Raw genomic sequence first — 17,489 nt, 5'->3', positions numbered from 1 at the left:
CTCCTAGGCCGGTACGACGTGGAAGAAGTGGGTCGGCAGATGCACGGCCAGGCCCTCGTGGATCTCGGCGCAGACGGCCGGGCCGTCGGTGGCGAAGGTGCCCGGCGGCGGGGTCGCCACGCGGATCGCGGAGCGCCCGGCGTCGAGCAGGCGCGCCGCCATCGCGAAGTCGCCCACCACCGCCTCGCCCGGCGCCACCATCCGGGTACGGCTGATCAGGACGCCGTTGCGGTGCAGGTCCGCCAGCAGCGCGTCGCGCCCGAGCAGGTGGGTGTAGTAGTCCCTCGGGTTGACGATCATCGCGTGCGGGGTGGCGCCGGTCTGCTCGATCTCGTCGCAGGCGGCGAGCAGGCCGGTCAGCCAGTCGTGCCGGTACGGCAGTCGCCCGATCTCGGGGTGCCGCAGCAGGCCGTGCTCGCCGATGGTCAGCGCCTGGTTCTCGGCCGTGGCGAGACGGACCAGCAGCCGGTAGTCGACGAAGACGGCCAGCCCCTCCGGGTCGTCGGCGAGTTCCTCGGGGATGCGTACCCAGGCGCGGATCGGGTGCACGGCGGCCGAGGCGGTGCCGAACCGAAAGGCCGCCTCGCGGCGCAGGCCGGCCTCGTGCACTGCGGCGGCCTCCCCGGCGTCGGGCCGGCCCTCGCACCAGAACCGCACCGGGTCCATCCCCACGGACCGCTTGCGGAACAGGTTGCGGACGGTCACCCGGGGGCGTTCCTTGGTCGGCTGGAAGGCGTCCGTGATGGTGTAGTCGAAGCGCACCTCGGCACCGGCCGGGTCGGCGGCGTACGCGCGGGCGAACACCTCGCCGGGCGACATGGTCGACGACGCGGTCACGGGCGGCGCGGCGGTGGTGGTCATGAATCCTCCCCGATGGCGATGGCGTGCCGGATCAGCCGCTGGTAGAAGGGCTGGTGGTGGTCGTGGTACGAGCGAAGGGTGTCGTCGTTGTCGACCGTCACCGCGAAGGACTTGGCGACCGGCGAGAAGCCGGAGGTGTGCTCGACGTCGAGGTGCCACTTGCGGGTGCGCCGCCACTCGGCGCGCTCCCCCGGCGCCCAGTTCAGTGCCTCCGGCCGGAACGGCAGCCCCACGGCGGCGCACCAGGCCGCCACCGTGTCCGCGGGCCGGCGCAGCAGGTCCTCGGCCCGGATCACCACCGGCGGCCGGCGCGCGGTCCGGCGGACCAGGTCGAACAGCTCCCACTGGTGCTCGAAGCCGATCTCGGGGCAGGTCACCGTGGGTTTGATGGCGTAGTGCGAGCTGATCGTGCGGGCCGGTTCCCGGACGATGAAGGTGTGCGTGACGTCGGCGATCGCCTCGGGATCGTCGAAGAGGTGCCGGTACCGGTACTCGAGGGTGTCCTTGACGAAGACCGTCCGGTCCCGGCCCAGCCCGGTCAGGTGCGCGACGACGTCGGCCGGGTCGGTCACGGTGACGGTGCCGCCGTCGGCGGTGGGCAGGTCGACGTGCCCCTCGTCGACGAGGGTGACCAGCGGCTCGTGCACGACCGTCACGTCGCCGCGGGCGATCATCATGCGCAGGAACGCGGTGGAGAGCGCCCGCGGATGCGCCCACATGGCGATCACCGGCATACCGGCCCCCCGTACCGCGCGGCCCGCCGGACCGGCGTACCGCCGGGGTGGTGGACGGGCCTCACTGGGACCACCAGGTCGGCTTGCGGTCCCAGCGGTGGCCGCGCAGCCGGTCCAGCAGCCCGGCGTCCAGCGGCGCGCCGTCGCTGACGGCCAGGTTGGCGCGGACGTGCTCGACCCGGCGCATGCCGGGGATCACCGTGCTCACCGCCGGGTGGTGCAGGATGAACCGCAACGCCAGCTCCGGCATGGTCGTCCCCGGCGGCACGTCGGCGGCCAGCCGCTCGGCGCGCTCCACGCTGGGCAGCAGGTTCTCCGGGCCGAAGTACGTGCTGCGCCAGTCCTCCTCCGGCCACGTGCTGTCGGCGGTCAGCGTGCCGGTCAGCGTCCCCTCGTCGAACGGCACCCGGGCGATGATCCCGATGTCGTCGCGCTGCGCGCGGGGGAACAGCTCGTCCTCGGGCGCCTGGTCGAAGATGTTGTAGATGACCTGGACGACGTCGATCAGCCCGGTGTCGAGGGCGGCGTGGCAGTTCGTCGGTTCCCACCGGTTGACGCTGATCCCGACGCCGTCGACCAGGCCCTCGCGCTTGAGGTCCGCGACGGTCTCCTGCCAGCGGCCGTCGGCCGCCCAGCGGTCCTCCCAGACGTGGAACTGGAGCAGGTCGATCCGGTCCACCCCGAGGTTCTCCAGGCTGTGCCGGGTGTACTCGCGGATGTGGTCGGCCGGGAAGACGTCGTCCAGGGTGTCCTGCGGGCCGGGCGGCCACTCCCGGTTCTTCGGCGGGATCTTGGTGGCCAGGTAGAGCCGGCGGTCCGGGTGCCGGCGCACGAGGGCGCCGAGCAGCCGCTCGCTGACGCCCCGCCCGTAGACCCAGGCGGTGTCGAAGAAGTTGCAGCCTCGTTCCACCGCCTCGTCCAGGCAGGCCGGCGCGGTGTCGTAGTCCCAGCCGGTGAAGCCGCCCGGTCCCCCGCCGATGCCCCACATCCCGTACCCGACCTCGCTGACCTGCCAGCCGAGCCGACCCATCCTGCGGTATCGCATTCCACTCCCTCGTCCGTGCCGATCGCCGCGCCGCGCGGCTGGTCACCCTGGTCCGGCCGGCAGCAGCAGCCGGTCGGTCGCCCGTCGCTCGTGCTCGCCCAGCCACGCCCGGTAGGCGCCGACGGACGGCCCGAGCCGGTGGTCGGTGAAGCCCCGGCGCCGTTCCAGCTCCGCGCAGCCGTCGCGGCGGAACAGCCGGGGGTTGTCGGTGAGCAGCGTCGCGAAGACCGCCCGCAGCCGTTCCTCGTCGGCACCGGCCCCGGCCGGGAACAGCGCGAGCAGCACGGCGGCGGCCCGGTCGCCGTCGGTCGCCGCCTCGCGCAGCGCCGCCACGAAGCGCACGCAGCTCACCCGGGGCAGGGCGTCCGCGCCGGCCAGCGGCAGGTCGGTGAAGTCGACGCTCACCGGGTGCAGGACGTGCAGCGTGCCGCCCCACAGCCGCGGGTCGACGACGGCGGCGACGATCCGCCGCGCGGCCCAGTCCACCGGCGTCCAGTCGGAGCGGACCGGCGCTTCGGGGCGCATCCGCATCCGGTGGCAGGCGGCCAGCAGCAGGTGGGTCAGCGCCCGGGGGTTGGGCTGCCCGTCGTCGGCGGCGGGCATCACCTCCCCGAGACGCAGCACGGTGACGGTCGCGCCGCGCCGCCGGGCCTCGGCGAGATACCGCTCCGCCACCCACTTCGACCGGCTGTAGCCGCTGGTGGGCGGGACGACGAGGGCCGGGTCGCACCCTTCCGGCAGCGGGTCGGGGCGGCGGGCGGCCTCGGTGTCGAGGACGCCGAGGGTGGAGACGTGGTGCAGCGGCTTCGGCCGGCCGGTCAGCGCCAGCCGGAGCAGCTCGGCGGTGCCGAGGACGTTCGCCTGGCGGTGGGCCCGGTAGTCGAACAGGAAGTTGACCAGCGCTCCGGCGTGCAGCACGAGGTCGCAGTCGTGGGCCAGCCGGGCCCAGGTCTCCGGGTCCAGGCCGAGGGCGGGGCGGGCCAGGTCCGCGGCGTACCCGTGCAGGCGCAGGCCGTGGCCGGGCCGCCACAGGCCCCGCTCGGCCAACGCCCGGACGACGCGGGCGGTGGCCTCGGCGTCGTCGGCGGCCCGCGCGAGGCACAGCACCCGGACGTCGGTGGTGGCGAGCAGTTCGTGGACCAGCCGTGCGCCGACGAACCCGGTGGCGCCGGTGACCAGGACGGTGCGCGGAGACCGGCGCCGGGCGACGGGGCGCACCGGCAGGTCGGCCGGGACGGCCGCGTCGCGTTCCACCAGCTCGGCCTCGGTCTCGGCGGGGTCGGCCGCGCGCAGACGCGCCGCGACCACCCGGGCGAGCCGGGCGGCGGTGGGGTGGGCGAAGAGGTCCTGGACGCCGACCCGGACGCGGTGGTCGGCGCCGAGCGCGGTCACCACGTCGAGCGCCTGGAGCGAGTCGCCGCCGGCGTCGAGGAAGTCGGTGTCCGGGTCGAGGTCCGGCCGGCCGAGAACGGTCCGGAACACGGCCAGCACCCGGTCCGGCAGCGTACGCGCCTCGGCCCGTGCGGCGGTCGCCCGCGCCCGCTCGGCGAGCGTACGGTCGAGCCAGGTCTCCAGGGCCCGCCGGTCGACCTTGCCGTTGCCGGTCAGCGGCAGCGCGTCCCGCACCACGACGTGCCGGGGCACGTGGGGCCGGGGCAGCAGCCGGCGCAGGTGCGCCCGCACCGCCGGCTCGGTCACCTCCGGGTCGGCGGCGACGAAGAGGGCCAGCGACTTCCCCCGGCCCTCCCCGGCGAGGAGGACCTTCGCCTGCCGCACCCCGGGCAGCCGGGTGGCGGCGGTCTCGATCTCGCCGGCCTCGATCCGGACGCCGTTCACCTTGAGCTGGAAGTCGCGCCGGCCGACGAAGTGCAGCCGGCCGTCGGCGGCGAGCCGGCCCAGGTCCCCGGTGCGGTAGAGCCGGGTGCCGGGGATGCCGGGCAGCGGGTTGGGGACGAACACCTCGGCGGTGCGGGCCGGGTCGCCGAGGTATCCCTCGCCGAGGCAGACCCCGCCGATGACGATCTCGCCGGTCGCGCCGGGCGGCAGCGGGCGCAGCTCGGCGTCCACCACCGCCGCGTAGCAGTTGTCGATGGGCCGGCCGATGGGGATGACGTCGCCGTCGGACCGGGTGACGGTGTGGAAGACCATGCCGATGGAGGCCTCGGTCGGGCCGTACCCGTTGGTGGCCGACACTCCCGGCACCAGGTCGGCCAGGCGGTGCACCGCCCACGGGTCGATCTCCTCGCCGCCGACGATCACGTGCCGCAGCGTGGCGACGGCGCGGCGGGCCGCCGGGTCCCGGTCCAGGACCGACACCAGCGCGCCGAGCACGCTCGGCACGAAGTCGGTCATCGTGACGGCCTCGTCGGCGATGGTGCGGACGGTCCGTTCGACGTCGAGGAAGCCGCCCTCGACGGGCACCACCACCCGGCCGCCGGTGGTCAGCGGCCAGAACATCTGCCACACCGACGAGTCGAAGGTGTGCCGGCTGTTCTGCAGCACCACCTCCGCGCCGGTGGCGGCGAAGTAGCGGGTCATGAAGCGGAACCGGTTGGCGATGCCGTCGTGCCGGTTGACGGCGCACTTCGGGGCGCCGGTGGTGCCGGAGGTGAAGATGCCGTAGATCAGGTCGCCCGGGCCGACGGGCGTCCCGGGCCGGCGGCGGGTCGGGGTGATGTCGTCGAGGTCCACCGGCAGGCAGGGAACGTCCCCGGTGTCGGGACGCGGGTCACCGCCCCGGACCACCGCGAGCCGGGGCCGGATCACCGCCAGGGACGCGCGCAGCCGGTCCGCCGGCCAGCCGGGGTCGACGGGCACGAAGGCCGCGCCGAGCTTCATCAGGGCCAGGTCGACGACGGGGAGTTCGAGGCCGTCGGCGAGGAGCACGGGCACCACGTCGCCCCGCCCGATCCCCCGGCCCGCGAGGACGGCGGCGACGCCGTTGGCCAGGTCGTCCAGTTCGCGGTAGGTCAGCGAGCGCCCCCGGAACGACACCGCCCGGCGCTGCGGATGCAGGTCGACGCGGTGTTCGATCATGCGCGGCACCGCCACGAAGGGACCGTCGTCGTGCCGGCGGCCGGCCCGCTCCACCAGCGCCCGGGAGGCGGGCCCGAGGGCCGGCGCCGTCGACGTGGGCGACGCCGGGTCGGCGAGCAGGGCGGCGAGCAGTTCGGCGTACATCTCCGCCACGGCGGCGGCATCGGCCGACCACGGATCGTCGGCGGCGCAGCGGAGCACGACCGCGACCGTCGTGTCGGTGACGTCGGCGGTGAGCAGCACGGGTGGCGCGCCGGCGGACGGTGCCGGCGAGCCGCCGTCGAGGAGCACGAGGACGTGGTCGACGCCCTCGTGGTCGAGCGCGGCGGCGCACGTGCGGACCGTGGCGCGCGCCCGGTCGCCGGGCATCCGGTGCAGGTCCGCCGGCCAGACCGGCAGGTCCAGCATCTCCGCGCCGGCCCGGACCCGCACCGGTATCTGCCGGCCCAGGCGGTCGAGCAGTTCCACGGCGGCCAGGGCGGCCGTGGACACCCGGGCGCGGCTGCCGTCGGCTGCGCTGCCCAGGTCGGCCGCGGGGTGCGGCCCGGCGGCCGCCGGGCGGGTGGCGGTGTACCGGTAGGTCGACCCGTCCGAGACGGGAACCGGTGCCGCGGACCCGCTGTCGCCCGACCTCATCACGCCTCCTGTCCCGAGCCCGTGCGGCTGCCGGTCGCAGCCGCGGACGGAGCTGTGTCGGCCCGCCGCACGCCGACAGTGATCGGCGTCGGTCAATGGACGGCCGCTGGCCATGGACACTAGAGGGCTGATCGACGGTAGGGAATATGCAACTTTCTGCTACATCGATGTCTGTCACTTTCCTGCGTCGGTGCCGGTCGCCGCGCCCCGGACCCGCGACCGTCCGGGAAACCGGCCCCGCGACCAGCAGATCCTCCGGCCCCCGCCGGCCGGGCACGACGATTTCGCACCCGCCGCAGCCCGGGCGGCCGGAGCCGGGACGCAGGCACGCGGCACACTCTCGTCACCCGATCGATCAGGGCGGATCACGTCCGGTAGTCGGCGTCGCGAGGGCGGACACGCGCGGGGACCCGGCCGGACGGGCCGGCCGGGTCCCCGCACACCGTTCCCGCGACTAGCCGCCGAGGCTCGCCGCCGCCGAGGCGATCGCCGGGGCGAAGGTGCTCACCTGGGTGTAGACGCCGGGATAGTTGGGCCGGGCGCAGCCGTTGCCCCAGCTCGTGATCCCGACCTGGATCCAGGCGTTGGTCGCGTCCCGCCGGAACATCGGGCCGCCCGAGTCGCCCTGGCAGGTGTCGACCCCGCCGCTGGCGTAGCCCGCGCAGATCTCCTCGCTCGGGATGATCTGGCCGCCGTAGTAGGAGTTGCAGGTGGCGTCGCTGACGAACGGCACGGTCGCCTTGCGCAGGTAGCGCTGCTGCGCGCCGCCCTCCCGGGTGGCCCCCCACCCGGCGACCGTGAAGGTGCCGTTGTCGTACGCGGTGCTGGTGGCGATCTTGAGCGTGGACAGCGTGGTCACCGGGGTGGCCAGCCGGATCAGGGCCCAGTCCTTGCCGTTGCCGTTGTAGCCGGGCGCCCGGTAGACGTAGTCGGACCGCACCTGGATCCGGCTCGACGACTGGAGGTCCACCACGCCGAGGGTGGCGGTGATGCTGGTGTTCGCGCCGGTCCCGCCGACGCAGTGCGCGGCGGTCAGCACCAGCCGGGGGCTGTAGAGGGAGCCGCCGCAGCCCATCGAGAGCCGGACCATGAAGGGGAACTCGCCCTGCGCGGCTAGGGTGCCGCCGACGACGTACGGCGTCACGTCCGACGCGGGCCTGGCACCGGCCGGAACGGCCAGGACGAACGAGCCGGCGGTGACCGCCACCAACGCGGCGGCCAACCGGCCGATGAGTCTGCGCCAACGGACCATGGGAGCCTCCCCGAGCTTCGCGGCGCGCGGGGGTCGACGCGCCGGCATCCGATGGCGGGATCCTATGGACACATATCGATGACTGGCAATGTTCGGGCCCATCCCGCGTCGGTCATACCGCCGCGCACCGGGCGGCGACATCCCCGCGGGAGCCCGCCCGTTTTGCGTCGGGACCGCCCGGGTACCGCAGCCCCATGGACACGAACACGAAGGCACACCTGGTCGGCGGCCCCCGGGACGGCAGCACCATCGACGCGGGCGGCGACGCCCTCGTGGAGGTGGAGATCGACGGCATGATGCACCGCTACATCCGCACCACCAGGCAGCACGGCGAGGACGGCACGATCTACAACTACGACGGGATGGTCGCGCCGGACGGCGGGCAGCCCGGCGCCGAGGACCCGGCCGCCCGGGTGGCCTCCCCGAAGGCGGACGCGGAGGGCCACGGCGGCAAGCACTGACCGCCGGGTCAGGCCGGCCTGGGCGCGGATGAACCGCGACCCGCCGGGTAAGCAGCGGCCGACCTGGTGGAGTGGAGAACGACCGGGGTCGCGACACCCCGCGACCGGGCGCGCGGGCGGGCGGCGGACGCCGACCCGCCCGGGCGTGCGGCCAGTCCCGGGGTGATGCGTTTCTCCGGTCGGTCCCGGGTGCTGCCCGCTGTCCGGTCAGTTCCCGCTGATCCAGTTCCAGGCCGACACGACCCACTCGGTCTGCTGCAGGTAGGCGATGCCGAGGCCGGCCAGGAAGACCGCCGTGACCAGGTGCGCCCCGCGCGCGCTGCGGCGCACCCGGCCCAACTGCCGCTCCAGCACCACGCGGCCGAGCAGCCGGGCCAACGCGAAGAGACCGGCCGCCACCAGCAGGCTCAGCACGAAGATCAGCAGCGGCCCGGCCAGGTCGCCGCCGCCCGAGATCGCCCAGATCCCCCAGCAGACGAACGCGAAGAGCGCCCCGGCAGCGCTCCACTCGCCGCCGCGCTTGAGCTGCGCGACGTGCCAGCTCAGCGGGCGCCGCGGCGCCGGCCCGTCGGGCCAGCCCGTGCCGGTCGGCTCCTGCCCGACCACGGGGAACGGTTCGGTGCGCGGAGTCCGGGGCTGCCCGACCGAGGCCACCCCCCGCCGGTACGCGTCGCGCTGCGGCGGCACCCCGACACCGGGCTGCGGCGGCGGCACCTCGACGGTCCGCTCGGCCCACGGCTGTGTCTGGTCGGCCATCTCGTCCCTCCCCTGGACCGACGGCGACCACCGGCCACCGTCCGGCTTCGAGGGTAGCCAGCCGGCAAATCGGTCGCCGAGCCCGCACCGATCGGCTAGACACAGCGGGGTGACGAAACCCCCACTCGCGGTCGGGACCGCCCGGGCCGATGACTTCGACGAGCTGGCCCGGCTGCTCGGCCACCTCTTCCACGCCCCGCCCGACCCCGAGACGCACGAGATCGAGCGGGCGCTCTTCGAGCCCGAGCGCACGCTGCTGGTCCGGGACGGCGGCGAGGCGGTGGCGACCGCACGGGCGTTCACCCGGGAACTCACCGTGCCGGGCGCGCGGGTGCCGGCCGCCCACGTCAGCGGGGTGGGCGTCGCACCCACCCACCGACGCCGGGGACTGCTCACCCAGCTCATGGTGCGACAGTTGCGGCAGGTGCGCGACGAGGGCCGGGAACCGGTGGCGGTGCTGTGGGCCAGCGAGGGCGGCATCTACCCCCGCTTCGGCTACGGCCTGGCCGCCCAACGGCTCTCCGTCCAGTGCGCCACCGTGGCGCTGCGGATGCCGGACCCGACGCCCGCGGAGGGCCGGCTGCGCCTGGCCGCGCCTGCCGACTGCCGGGCCGAGCTGGCCGGGGTGTACGACCGGGTGCGCCCCGAGCGTCCCGGCTGGTCCAGCCGCGACGAGGCGTGGTGGCGGTACGTGCTGGGCGACCAGGCCGACCGGCGGGGCGGCGCCACCGAGCGCCGGGCGGTGCTGCACGAGGGGCCGGACGGCGTGGACGGGTACGGGCTCTTCCGTACGCGCGCGAACTGGGAGAGCACCGGGCCGAACGGGATCACCACGGTCGACGAGGTGGTGGCCGCCACCCCGGCGGCGTACGGGGCCATGTGGCGGATGCTGCTCTCGCTCGACCTGGCCGGGCAGCTCTCCTTCGGGGCGGGCGCGGTGGACGAGCCGCTGCTGCGGCTGGTCAACGAGCCGCGCCGGCTGGGCGCGCAACTGGTCGACGCGCTCTGGCTGCGGGTGGTGGACGTGCCCGCCGCGCTCGCCGCCCGCCGGTACGCGACCGGGGTCGACGTGGTGATCGAGGTCACCGACGAGTTGCTCCCGGAGAACGCCGGCCGCTGGCACCTGAGCGGCGGGCCGGAGCGGGCCGGGTGCGCGCCGACGGACCGGCCGGCCGAGCTGGCCTGCGACGTGCGCTGCCTCGGCGAGCTGTACCTGGGTGGCGCCGGGCTGGCCGCGCTCGCCGCCGCCGGCCGGGTACGCGAGCTGCGCCCCGGCGCGTTGGCCGCCGCGGGCCCGGCCTTCGGCTGGCACCGGGCCCCCGCCGGCATGGACGTGTTCTGACCACCAGGCCGCCGGCGCGGGCGGGCCGGCGGCGGTGGGCCTCGGGCGGTACGGTCGGCTGATGGGGGACGTGGAGCGACGGCGCCGCCGGCTACGGCACTCGGGCGGCGACCCGGGCGCGCCCGAGGGGCCGCAGGCCACGACCCCGGGCGTGCACGACGGCGGCGCCGAGCCCTCGCGCGGTCGCCGGGGCGGCCCGGGCGACGAGGGGGAGCGCGGCCTGCGCGGCCTGGTCGGCTCCGGCTCGTCCCAGGTGAGCGTGACGGCCGCGATGCGGGCCCGCGACGCCGCCCAGCCGACCGACGAGGACCTGGCCGCCGCCGAGGAACGCGTGGTGGTCATCCGCCGGAACTGGACGCCCCGCGAGGACCTTCCCCGCCGCTGACGCCGAACCGCAACCGACGCCGACCCACGCCGCCCGCTCCCGCCCGGCGATCCTGGTACGGAGGTGACCCCACAGGGGCCGCTCCGCACCAGGACCCGGGACAGGCGCCGTCAGGTGCGCTCGGCGGGGACGGCGCAGGGTGGGAGGCGGCGGGTCAGGGAAGGGCGGGCAGTTGGCGGGTGCGCTCGTAGTCGGCCATCTGGCCGATCCGGCGGGCGTGCCGCTCGTTGCCCGAGAACGGAGTGGTCAGGAACGCCTCGACGATGGCCGTCGCCTCGTCCAGGGTGTGCTGGCGCGCGCCGACCGCGACGATGTTCGCGTCGTTGTGCTCGCGGGCGAGCTGGGCGGTCTCGATGCTCCAGGCGAGGGCCGCCCGGACCCCGGTCACCTTGTTCGCGGCGATCTGCTCGCCGTTGCCGGAGCCGCCGATGACCACCCCGAGGCTGCCGGCGTCCGCCACCACCCGGTCACCCGTGTGCAGGCAGAAGGCCGGGTAGTCGTCGTCCGGGTCGTAGGCGTGCGGGCCGACGTCGACGACGTCGTACCCCTCCTTGGTCAGGTGGTTGACCAGGTGCACCTTCAGCTCGAAACCGGCGTGGTCGGATCCCAGGTAGACGCGCATACCGCGCAGTCTGTCAGGGCGCGCGCCCGGGACGCCGCGCGGGCGGCGCCCCGGGGCGGATTCGTCACAACTCAGCGGGACAGCTCGGCGACCACGAGGCCACCGCGCGCCTTCGGGGTGAACCAGGTGCTCTTGCGCGGCATCTTCTCCCGCGCCAGGTTGACGGCCACGAAGTCGTCCACGGTCACCGGGGCGATCAGGACGGCCAGCTCGGCCCGACCCGCGTGGACCTCTCCGGTCAGCCAGCTCGCCGGGTAGTCGCCGCCGACGTAGGTGATCCGCTTGTCGCCCGGGTCGAGCCCGAGGGCGTCGCGCAGCAGCAGCCGCTCGACCAGCGCGTGGTCCAGGTTCTCCAGCCGGCCGCCGCCCACCTGCGGCAGGGTGACGGCGTACCCCCGGTTGGGAAGGCGGAGGTGGACGGTGCCGCCGGCCGCCGGGACCTCGACCGGTCCGTCGATCGGGGTGACCTCGGCGCCGGCGGCGCGGAGCCGGTCGAGCAGCTCGTCGGCGGTGGTGGTCAGCTCGCTGACCAGCCGGTTGTAGGGCTGGATCGCCACCGACGCCGGCGTCGTGATCACCGACAGGAAGCGGGGCAGCCCGCCGGTCTGCGCGGCCAGGCTGCGGTGGTTGCCGTCGGCCACGACCAGCTCCCCGCCGCCCGCGAGCGCGGTCAGCTCGTCCTGCTGCGGGCCGGGGCCGAGCAGCCAGATGGCGTGGGTGCGCCCGGCCTGGTCGGTGTCGGTCGCCGCGGGCGCCCCGGCCGCGTCGGTCGCCGCCGCGAGCGCGGCGTGCAGCTCGTCGCCGCGCCCGGTCTGCAGCAGCAGTACGGGCGAGAGGAGGTGACCCAGCGCCTCGGCCAGCGCCACCCGCTCCCGCACCTTGGCGATGAAGACGTCCTCGTTGCGGATGACCAGACCGGGTTCGTCGGCCCGGGTGGAGATCTGGTCGGTGTCGGTCATGGCCCAGAGCCCGTACGCCGTCTCCTCCCCCGGCGCGCTGATCCGGTAGAGGACCACGACCTGCTCGGCCGGGGTGTAGCTGCCGTCGGCCTTGGCCTCGGCGAGGCGGGTCACCGCGTCCGGCAGGGCGTCGAGGAAGGACTTCCCCAGGCTCTCCGGCGCCCGGTGCGGCATCTCGATGCCGAGGGCACTGTGCGGGTTCGCCTCGATGATCGCGGTGATCTCCGCGTCGTCGGCGAACTCGTCGTAGTTCTGCGCGCCGGTGCCGCCAGTGGTGATCCAGGCCCGGGCGATCGGATGCACGACCGTCATGTGCGACCACGCTACCGGCGACGCGGCCGCCGGCGCGGCGGGACCCACGCGGCGTCCACCAGATGAAAGAGCGAGCCGTGCCGGGGCCGCCGGTTCGGGTGGTGCGGCGGCCCCGCCGCCGGCAGGCCGTGTCCCCGCCCGCCGGCGGCTACTTCGCCGGCAGGCGGTGCCGACCGGCCGACGCGGGAGCGGCCGCCGGGCGCCGGCCCGACCCGCCCGGCGCGGCGGGCACGATCGTCCGCGGCCCGGCCACCGGCGCCGGCCGCTGCTCGGCCGGGGCGTTGCGTCGCTGCTCCGCCGGGGCGTTGCGTCGCTGCTCGGCCGGGGCGTTGCGTCGCTGCTCGGCCGGCGGGCCGAGCAGGTGCTCGGCGGGCGCGTTCCGCCGGTGCTCGGCCGGCGGGGTGAGTCGGGAGGTGGCCGGCACGCGGGCGACGCCGACCACGATCGGCGGGGCGAGCAGGTCCACCATGTGTGCGGGAAGGTCGGGGCGGACCGCCGGCCAGCGGGAGTCGTCGACCGACCAGTACGCCGCCTCCGGGCCCTCGGTCACCTCCTCCCCGGTCAGCGGATCGTCACCGGAAGCACGGTGCTTGGCCATCGGGATTGCCTCCACGAGCTGCGGGGTGCGGCCCTGCGGGTCGCTGCGGCGGACACCGAAGAGAACGAGTCCGCCGGCCCCCCGGTGACGCCGGGGACCGCGCCCCGCCGGGCCGCGGCTTCGCCAGGCCGTAGCGCGCACGGCGGTACCCGGCCGCAGCGCGTGTCGGCACCCGGCGCCCGACCGGCGGCATCCGGGCCCGCGAGCCGTGCGGCCGGTCCGGCCGGTGCACGGCTCGCGGCCGCCGTGGAGGTCAGTCGAAGATGGGGCCGAGCTCGCGGGAGCGCTTGAGCTCGTAGAAGCCCGGGGTGCCGGCGACCAGCAGGACACCGTCCCAGAGCCGGCCCGCCGCCTCACCCTTCGGGCGCGGGGTGACCACCGGACCGAAGAAGGCGACCGTGCCGCCGTCCGGGCCGGGCGCGTGGATCACCGGGGTGCCGACGTCGGTGCCGACCGGGCGCATGCCGGCCTCGTGGCTGGCCCGCAGCGCCTCGTCGTAACCGGCGCTCTCGGCGGCTTCGGCCAGCTCCGGGTCGAGCCCGGCGTCGGCCAGCGCGGCCGCGAACAGCTCCGGCGAGAGCTTCTCCTGCCCGAGGTGGATCCGGGTGCCCAGCGCGGTGTAGAGCTTCCGGACGGCCTCCTGGCCGTACCGCTGCTCGGCCGCGATGCAGACCCGCACCGGCCCCCAGCCCGTGCGCATCAGCTCCTGGTACTTCTCGGGCACCTCCCGGCCCTCGTTCAGCACCGACAGGCTCATCACGTGGAAGCGGACGTCCACGTCCCGCACCTGCTCTACCTCCAGCAGCCAGCGGGAGGTGATCCACGCCCACGGGCAGATGGGGTCGAACCACATGTCTACGGCGACACGCTCGCTCACGGTGGGTCCCTTCACGACAGGTGGCGCCGGCCTCCGGCGCCTTCCCCGATCTTCACCCCGGCGGCCATCGACCGACACCGGAATGAGAGCGTGACCTCGCCCACCGCGGGGTGTTCGTGCATGGAAGACTCGAATCCGGCCGTCACGAGCGGTCGGTGACGGCGCCAACGAGGCGTACGGCGAGACGAGATGGAGACGAACAGTGCCGGGAGTGCGCAACCTGACGCAGGTCGAGGCCACCGAGCGGGCCCGCCTGCTCGACGTGACCGGGTACGACATCAGTCTGGACCTCTCGACCGCCGTCCAGGCGGCCGAGGGTCGCACCTTCCGATCCACCACCGAGATCCGGTTCCGGTGCACCGAGCCGGGGTCGAGCACCTTCATCGAGGTGGCCGCCGACTCGGTGCGGTCGGCGACGCTGAACGGCACCCCGGTCGACCTCGGCGACTGGTCGGCGGAGAAGGGTCTGACGCTGTCCGGGCTGGGCAGCGAGAACACGCTGGTGGTCGACGCGGACTTCGCGTACTCGAACAGCGGGCAGGGCCTGCACCGCACGGTCGACCCGGTCGACGGCGAGACCTACCTCTACAGCCAGTTCGAGACGGCGGACGCGCAGCGGGTCTTCGCCTGCTTCGACCAGCCCGACCTGAAGAGCGTCTACACCTGGCACGCCACGGTCCCGGACCACTGGAAGGTGGTCTCGAACATGCCGGTGGAGCGCGAGGAGCCGGCCGGCGAGGGCCTCAAGACGGTGCACTTCGCCACCTCCGTGCGGATGAGCACCTACATCACCGCGCTCTGCGCCGGGCCGTACCACGAGGTGCGGGACAGCCACGACGGCATCGACCTGGGGGCGTACTGCCGCGCCTCCATGGCGCAGTACATGGACTCGGACGACCTCTTCCTGATCACCAAGCAGGGCTTCGACTTCTTCCACGAGCAGTTCGGCGTCCGCTACCCACTGCCCAAGTACGACCAGCTCTGGGTGCCCGACTTCAACGCCGGCGCGATGGAGAACTTCGGCTGCGTCACGCACGCCGAGGCGCACTACATCTTCCGCTCTCAGGTGACCGACTTCGAGTACGAGCAGCGGGCCAACACGATCCTGCACGAGCTGGCCCACATGTGGTTCGGCGACCTGGTCACCATGCGCTGGTGGAACGACCTGTGGCTGAACGAGTCGTTCGCCGAGTGGGCCAGCCACTGGTGCAACACCCACGCGACCCGGTTCCGCGAGGCGTGGACGACCTTCCTCTCCATCCGCAAGAACTGGGGCTACCGGCAGGACCAGCTCTCCTCCACCCACCCGGTCTACTGCGAGATGCCGGACCTGGAGGCCGTCGAGGTCAACTTCGACGGGATCACCTACGCCAAGGGCGCCAGCGTGCTCAAGCAGCTGGTCGCGTACGTGGGCGAGGAGCCGTTCCTGGCCGGTCTGCGGGCGTACTTCGGCAAGCACGCGTGGGGCAACGCCACCTTCGACGACCTGCTCACCGAGCTGGAGGCCGCCTCCGGCCGGGAGCTGCGCAAGTTCGCCGCGCAGTGGTTGGAGACCGCGCAGGTCAACACGCTGCGGCCGGAGGTGACCATCGGGACGGACGGCGCCTACGAGAACGTCGTGGTGCGCCAGGAGGCGCCGGCCGGGCACCCGACGCTGCGCACGCACCGGATCGGGGTCGGCCTCTACGACCTGACCGACGGCCGGCTGGTCCGCCGCGAGCGCCTCGAGGTCGACGTGACCGGCGAGCGGACGGAGCTGGCCGAGCTGCGCGGCGTGCGCGCCGCCGACGTGCTGCTGCTCAACGACGACGACCTCACCTACACCAAGCTGCGGCTGGACGAGCGGTCGATGGCCACCGTGGTGCAGCACATCGCCGGGCTCGAGTCGTCGCTGGCCCGCGCGCTCTGCTGGACGGCCGCCTGGGACATGACCCGGGACGCCGAGCTGGCCGCCCGCGACTACGTGGCGCTGGTGCTGGCCGGGCTGCCCGCCGAGACCGACATCAACCTGGTCACCGCGACGCTGCGGCAGGCCACCACGACGCTCACCGTCTACGCCGACCCGGCCTGGGCGCCGACCGGCTGGGCGGAGCTGGCCCGCACCGCCCGCACCGCGCTGGCCGCCGCCGAGCCGGGCAGCGGCTTCCAGCTCGCCTGGGCCCGGGCGTACGCCTCGGCGGCCCGCTCCGCCGAGGACCTGGCGACCCTGCGCGGCTGGCTGGCCGGCAGCGGCGTCCCCGCCGGGCTGACCGTCGACACCGAGCTGCGCTGGACGGTGCTGGACGCGCTGGTCGCCAACGGCGCGGCCGGTCCCGTCGAGATCGAGGCCGAGCTGGCCACCGACCGGACGGCCAGCGGCGACCGGGAGGCGGCGCACGCGCACGCGCTGGTGCCGACGGCGGAGAACAAGGCCGCCGTCTGGGCGGAGCTGACCGGGCCGGAGGCGCTGCCGAACTGGCGGCACCGGGCGCTGCTGCAGGGCTTCACCCACGCGGCGCAGGTCGAGCTGACCGCGCCGTACCGGGAGAAGTACTTCGCCGCGGTGGGCCAGGTGTGGGCCAGCCGGGACAGCGAGCCGGCGCAGGAGTTCGCGCAGCTGGCGTACCCGACGTACCTGGTGGAGGAGGAGACCGTCGCGGCGACCGACGCGTGGCTGGCCGCCGACGGGCACCCGGCCCCGCTGCGCCGGCTGGTCGCCGAGGGCCGCGACGGCGTCGTCCGGGCCCTCAAGGCCCGCGCCAGGGACGCCCGGAGCGCCTGAGCAGGTCCGACGGGCCGGGGCCGGCGGGGGGAGACCCGCGCCGGCCCCGGCCTGTGTCGTTCGGGTCCCGGGTCCGCTCACGACGAAGCCCGGTCCGCACTGGCGGACCGGGCTTCGGTGTGAACGGGGGCGCTCAGCCCTTGCCGGCGTGGCTGGCGAGCTGGTCGAGGCCGTTGATGATGCCGCCGGCCAGGTCGCCGCCGCCGAAGGCCGCCACCATGGACAGGGCGGCGAGCCGGGCGTACGTGTCCGGGATGCGCTTGCGGGCGTGCCGGCCGGTGACGATCTCCAGCTGGCGCTGGTTGGGCGACACCGCGATCAGCACCGACCGGTCCGGCTCGGCGAGCTGGCGGTGCAGCCGCTCGGCGTGCTGCCGGATCGGCTCGTCGAGGCCGCCGACGAACACCGAGAAGACCAGGCCGGTGCCCTGGTCGGCCAGGCGCAGGGCCTCGTCGATGCGCAGCAGCTGGCGGGTCGTGAACGGCCCGTCCAGCACCTCGGGCGGATTCCCCGTCCCGACCTGCTTCTCACCAACGGTCACTTGCGCCTCCGGTTCCACCGGCCGGCGCCTCGATGCCGGCCTGCTCCTGCTTGCGGCTGGTCAGCGCCGGCGCCTGCGCGCCCGCTGCCAAAGCGGTGCCGGCCGAGTCGGCCAGCTGCTCCGGACGGCCCAGGAACCAGACCGGAGTGAAGTCGAAGGGCCGGCCCGGCCGGTAGCGCTTGTCGCCGCCACCGCCGCCACCACGGCTACCGGCGTACGCCAGGCCGGCGATCACCAGCACCGCGGCCGCCGGGATGCCGACGAAGACCAGCAACGTCTCGGTTACAGACAATCCCAACGCCCCCAGGCGG

Annotated in this window: 16 protein-coding genes; 4 read left to right on the top strand and 12 right to left on the bottom strand. The window is 74.8% G+C overall.

From position 1 onward, the window contains the following. Positions 1 to 3 precede the first annotated feature (3 nt). The 5 genes from AB0G14_RS10105 to AB0G14_RS10085 form a co-directional block, all read right to left on the bottom strand. Positions 4 to 861, bottom strand: coding sequence for a family 3 encapsulin nanocompartment shell protein (locus AB0G14_RS10105; protein WP_357695696.1), 858 nt, complete (start codon positions 859 to 861; stop codon positions 4 to 6). Further along, positions 858 to 1,595 (bottom strand): hypothetical protein, encoded by a 738-nt coding sequence (locus AB0G14_RS10100; protein WP_357695694.1) that lies wholly within the window; start codon positions 1,593 to 1,595, stop codon positions 858 to 860. The genes AB0G14_RS10105 and AB0G14_RS10100 overlap by 4 nt, the downstream gene beginning before the upstream one ends. Before the next feature lie 61 nt (positions 1,596 to 1,656). Beyond that, a complete protein-coding gene (locus AB0G14_RS10095) occupies positions 1,657 to 2,640 on the bottom strand; it encodes an aldo/keto reductase (protein WP_357695692.1) in 984 nt (327 codons plus the stop codon). Positions 2,641 to 2,682: 42 nt separating this feature from the next. After that, positions 2,683 to 6,312 (bottom strand): amino acid adenylation domain-containing protein, encoded by a 3,630-nt coding sequence (locus AB0G14_RS10090; RefSeq protein WP_357695690.1) that lies wholly within the window; start codon positions 6,310 to 6,312, stop codon positions 2,683 to 2,685. A 454-nt stretch (positions 6,313 to 6,766) separates the two neighbouring features. Beyond that, positions 6,767 to 7,564 carry a serine protease gene (locus AB0G14_RS10085; RefSeq protein WP_357695688.1) on the bottom strand — a complete coding sequence of 266 codons (798 nt, stop codon included), beginning with the start codon at positions 7,562 to 7,564 and terminating at the stop codon, positions 6,767 to 6,769. A gap of 194 nt (positions 7,565 to 7,758) precedes the next feature. Between AB0G14_RS10085 and AB0G14_RS10080 the strand changes: the two genes are divergently transcribed. Beyond that, complete coding sequence (locus AB0G14_RS10080) at positions 7,759 to 8,025, top strand: hypothetical protein (RefSeq protein ID WP_357695686.1); 267 nt, start codon at positions 7,759 to 7,761, stop codon at positions 8,023 to 8,025. A 207-nt stretch (positions 8,026 to 8,232) separates the two neighbouring features. On the opposite strand, the gene AB0G14_RS10075 is transcribed toward AB0G14_RS10080, so the two are convergent. Beyond that, positions 8,233 to 8,781 carry a hypothetical protein gene (locus tag AB0G14_RS10075; protein ID WP_357695684.1) on the bottom strand — a complete coding sequence of 183 codons (549 nt, stop codon included), beginning with the start codon at positions 8,779 to 8,781 and terminating at the stop codon, positions 8,233 to 8,235. Between the two features lie 109 nt (positions 8,782 to 8,890). Between AB0G14_RS10075 and AB0G14_RS10070 the strand changes: the two genes are divergently transcribed. Then, positions 8,891 to 10,123, top strand: coding sequence for a GNAT family N-acetyltransferase (locus tag AB0G14_RS10070; protein ID WP_357695682.1), 1,233 nt, complete (start codon positions 8,891 to 8,893; stop codon positions 10,121 to 10,123). A gap of 61 nt (positions 10,124 to 10,184) precedes the next feature. Beyond that, positions 10,185 to 10,508: a hypothetical protein gene (locus tag AB0G14_RS10065; protein ID WP_357695680.1), complete on the top strand. Its 324-nt coding sequence runs from the start codon at positions 10,185 to 10,187 to the stop codon at positions 10,506 to 10,508. A gap of 154 nt (positions 10,509 to 10,662) precedes the next feature. Here the strand turns inward: AB0G14_RS10065 and AB0G14_RS10060 are convergent, their stop codons facing one another. The 4 genes from AB0G14_RS10060 to AB0G14_RS10045 form a co-directional block, all read right to left on the bottom strand. Beyond that, positions 10,663 to 11,130: a ribose-5-phosphate isomerase gene (locus AB0G14_RS10060; protein ID WP_350708454.1), complete on the bottom strand. Its 468-nt coding sequence runs from the start codon at positions 11,128 to 11,130 to the stop codon at positions 10,663 to 10,665. A gap of 71 nt (positions 11,131 to 11,201) precedes the next feature. Then, a complete protein-coding gene (locus tag AB0G14_RS10055; protein ID WP_357695678.1) occupies positions 11,202 to 12,401 on the bottom strand; it encodes a DUF1015 family protein in 1,200 nt (399 codons plus the stop codon). A 148-nt stretch (positions 12,402 to 12,549) separates the two neighbouring features. Beyond that, complete coding sequence (locus tag AB0G14_RS10050; RefSeq protein WP_357695675.1) at positions 12,550 to 12,999, bottom strand: hypothetical protein; 450 nt, start codon at positions 12,997 to 12,999, stop codon at positions 12,550 to 12,552. Between the two features lie 253 nt (positions 13,000 to 13,252). After that, positions 13,253 to 13,876: a DsbA family protein gene (locus AB0G14_RS10045; protein WP_357695673.1), complete on the bottom strand. Its 624-nt coding sequence runs from the start codon at positions 13,874 to 13,876 to the stop codon at positions 13,253 to 13,255. 211 nt (positions 13,877 to 14,087) lie between these two features. Between AB0G14_RS10045 and pepN the strand changes: the two genes are divergently transcribed. After that, entirely contained in the window at positions 14,088 to 16,637 is a 2,550-nt protein-coding gene (pepN, locus tag AB0G14_RS10040; RefSeq protein ID WP_357695670.1) for an aminopeptidase N, read from the top strand. A gap of 133 nt (positions 16,638 to 16,770) precedes the next feature. Here pepN and AB0G14_RS10035 read toward each other — a convergent pair whose 3' ends face one another. Next, on the bottom strand, positions 16,771 to 17,178 hold the full coding sequence (locus AB0G14_RS10035) for a DUF5130 family protein (RefSeq protein WP_357695667.1): 408 nt from the start codon (positions 17,176 to 17,178) through the stop codon (positions 16,771 to 16,773). Continuing rightward, positions 17,165 to 17,452, bottom strand: a complete 288-nt coding sequence (locus AB0G14_RS10030; protein ID WP_350684434.1) for a hypothetical protein — start codon at positions 17,450 to 17,452, stop codon at positions 17,165 to 17,167. Before AB0G14_RS10030 ends, AB0G14_RS10035 begins: the two co-directional genes overlap by 14 nt. Between the last annotated feature and the right edge of the window lie 37 nt (positions 17,453 to 17,489).

This window comes from Micromonospora sp. NPDC023814 (assembly GCF_040639595.1).
GTDB lineage: Bacteria > Actinomycetota > Actinomycetes > Mycobacteriales > Micromonosporaceae > Micromonospora.
The sequence above is the reverse complement of the archived record's forward strand: the minus strand, read 5'-3'. Positions and strand labels throughout refer to the sequence as shown.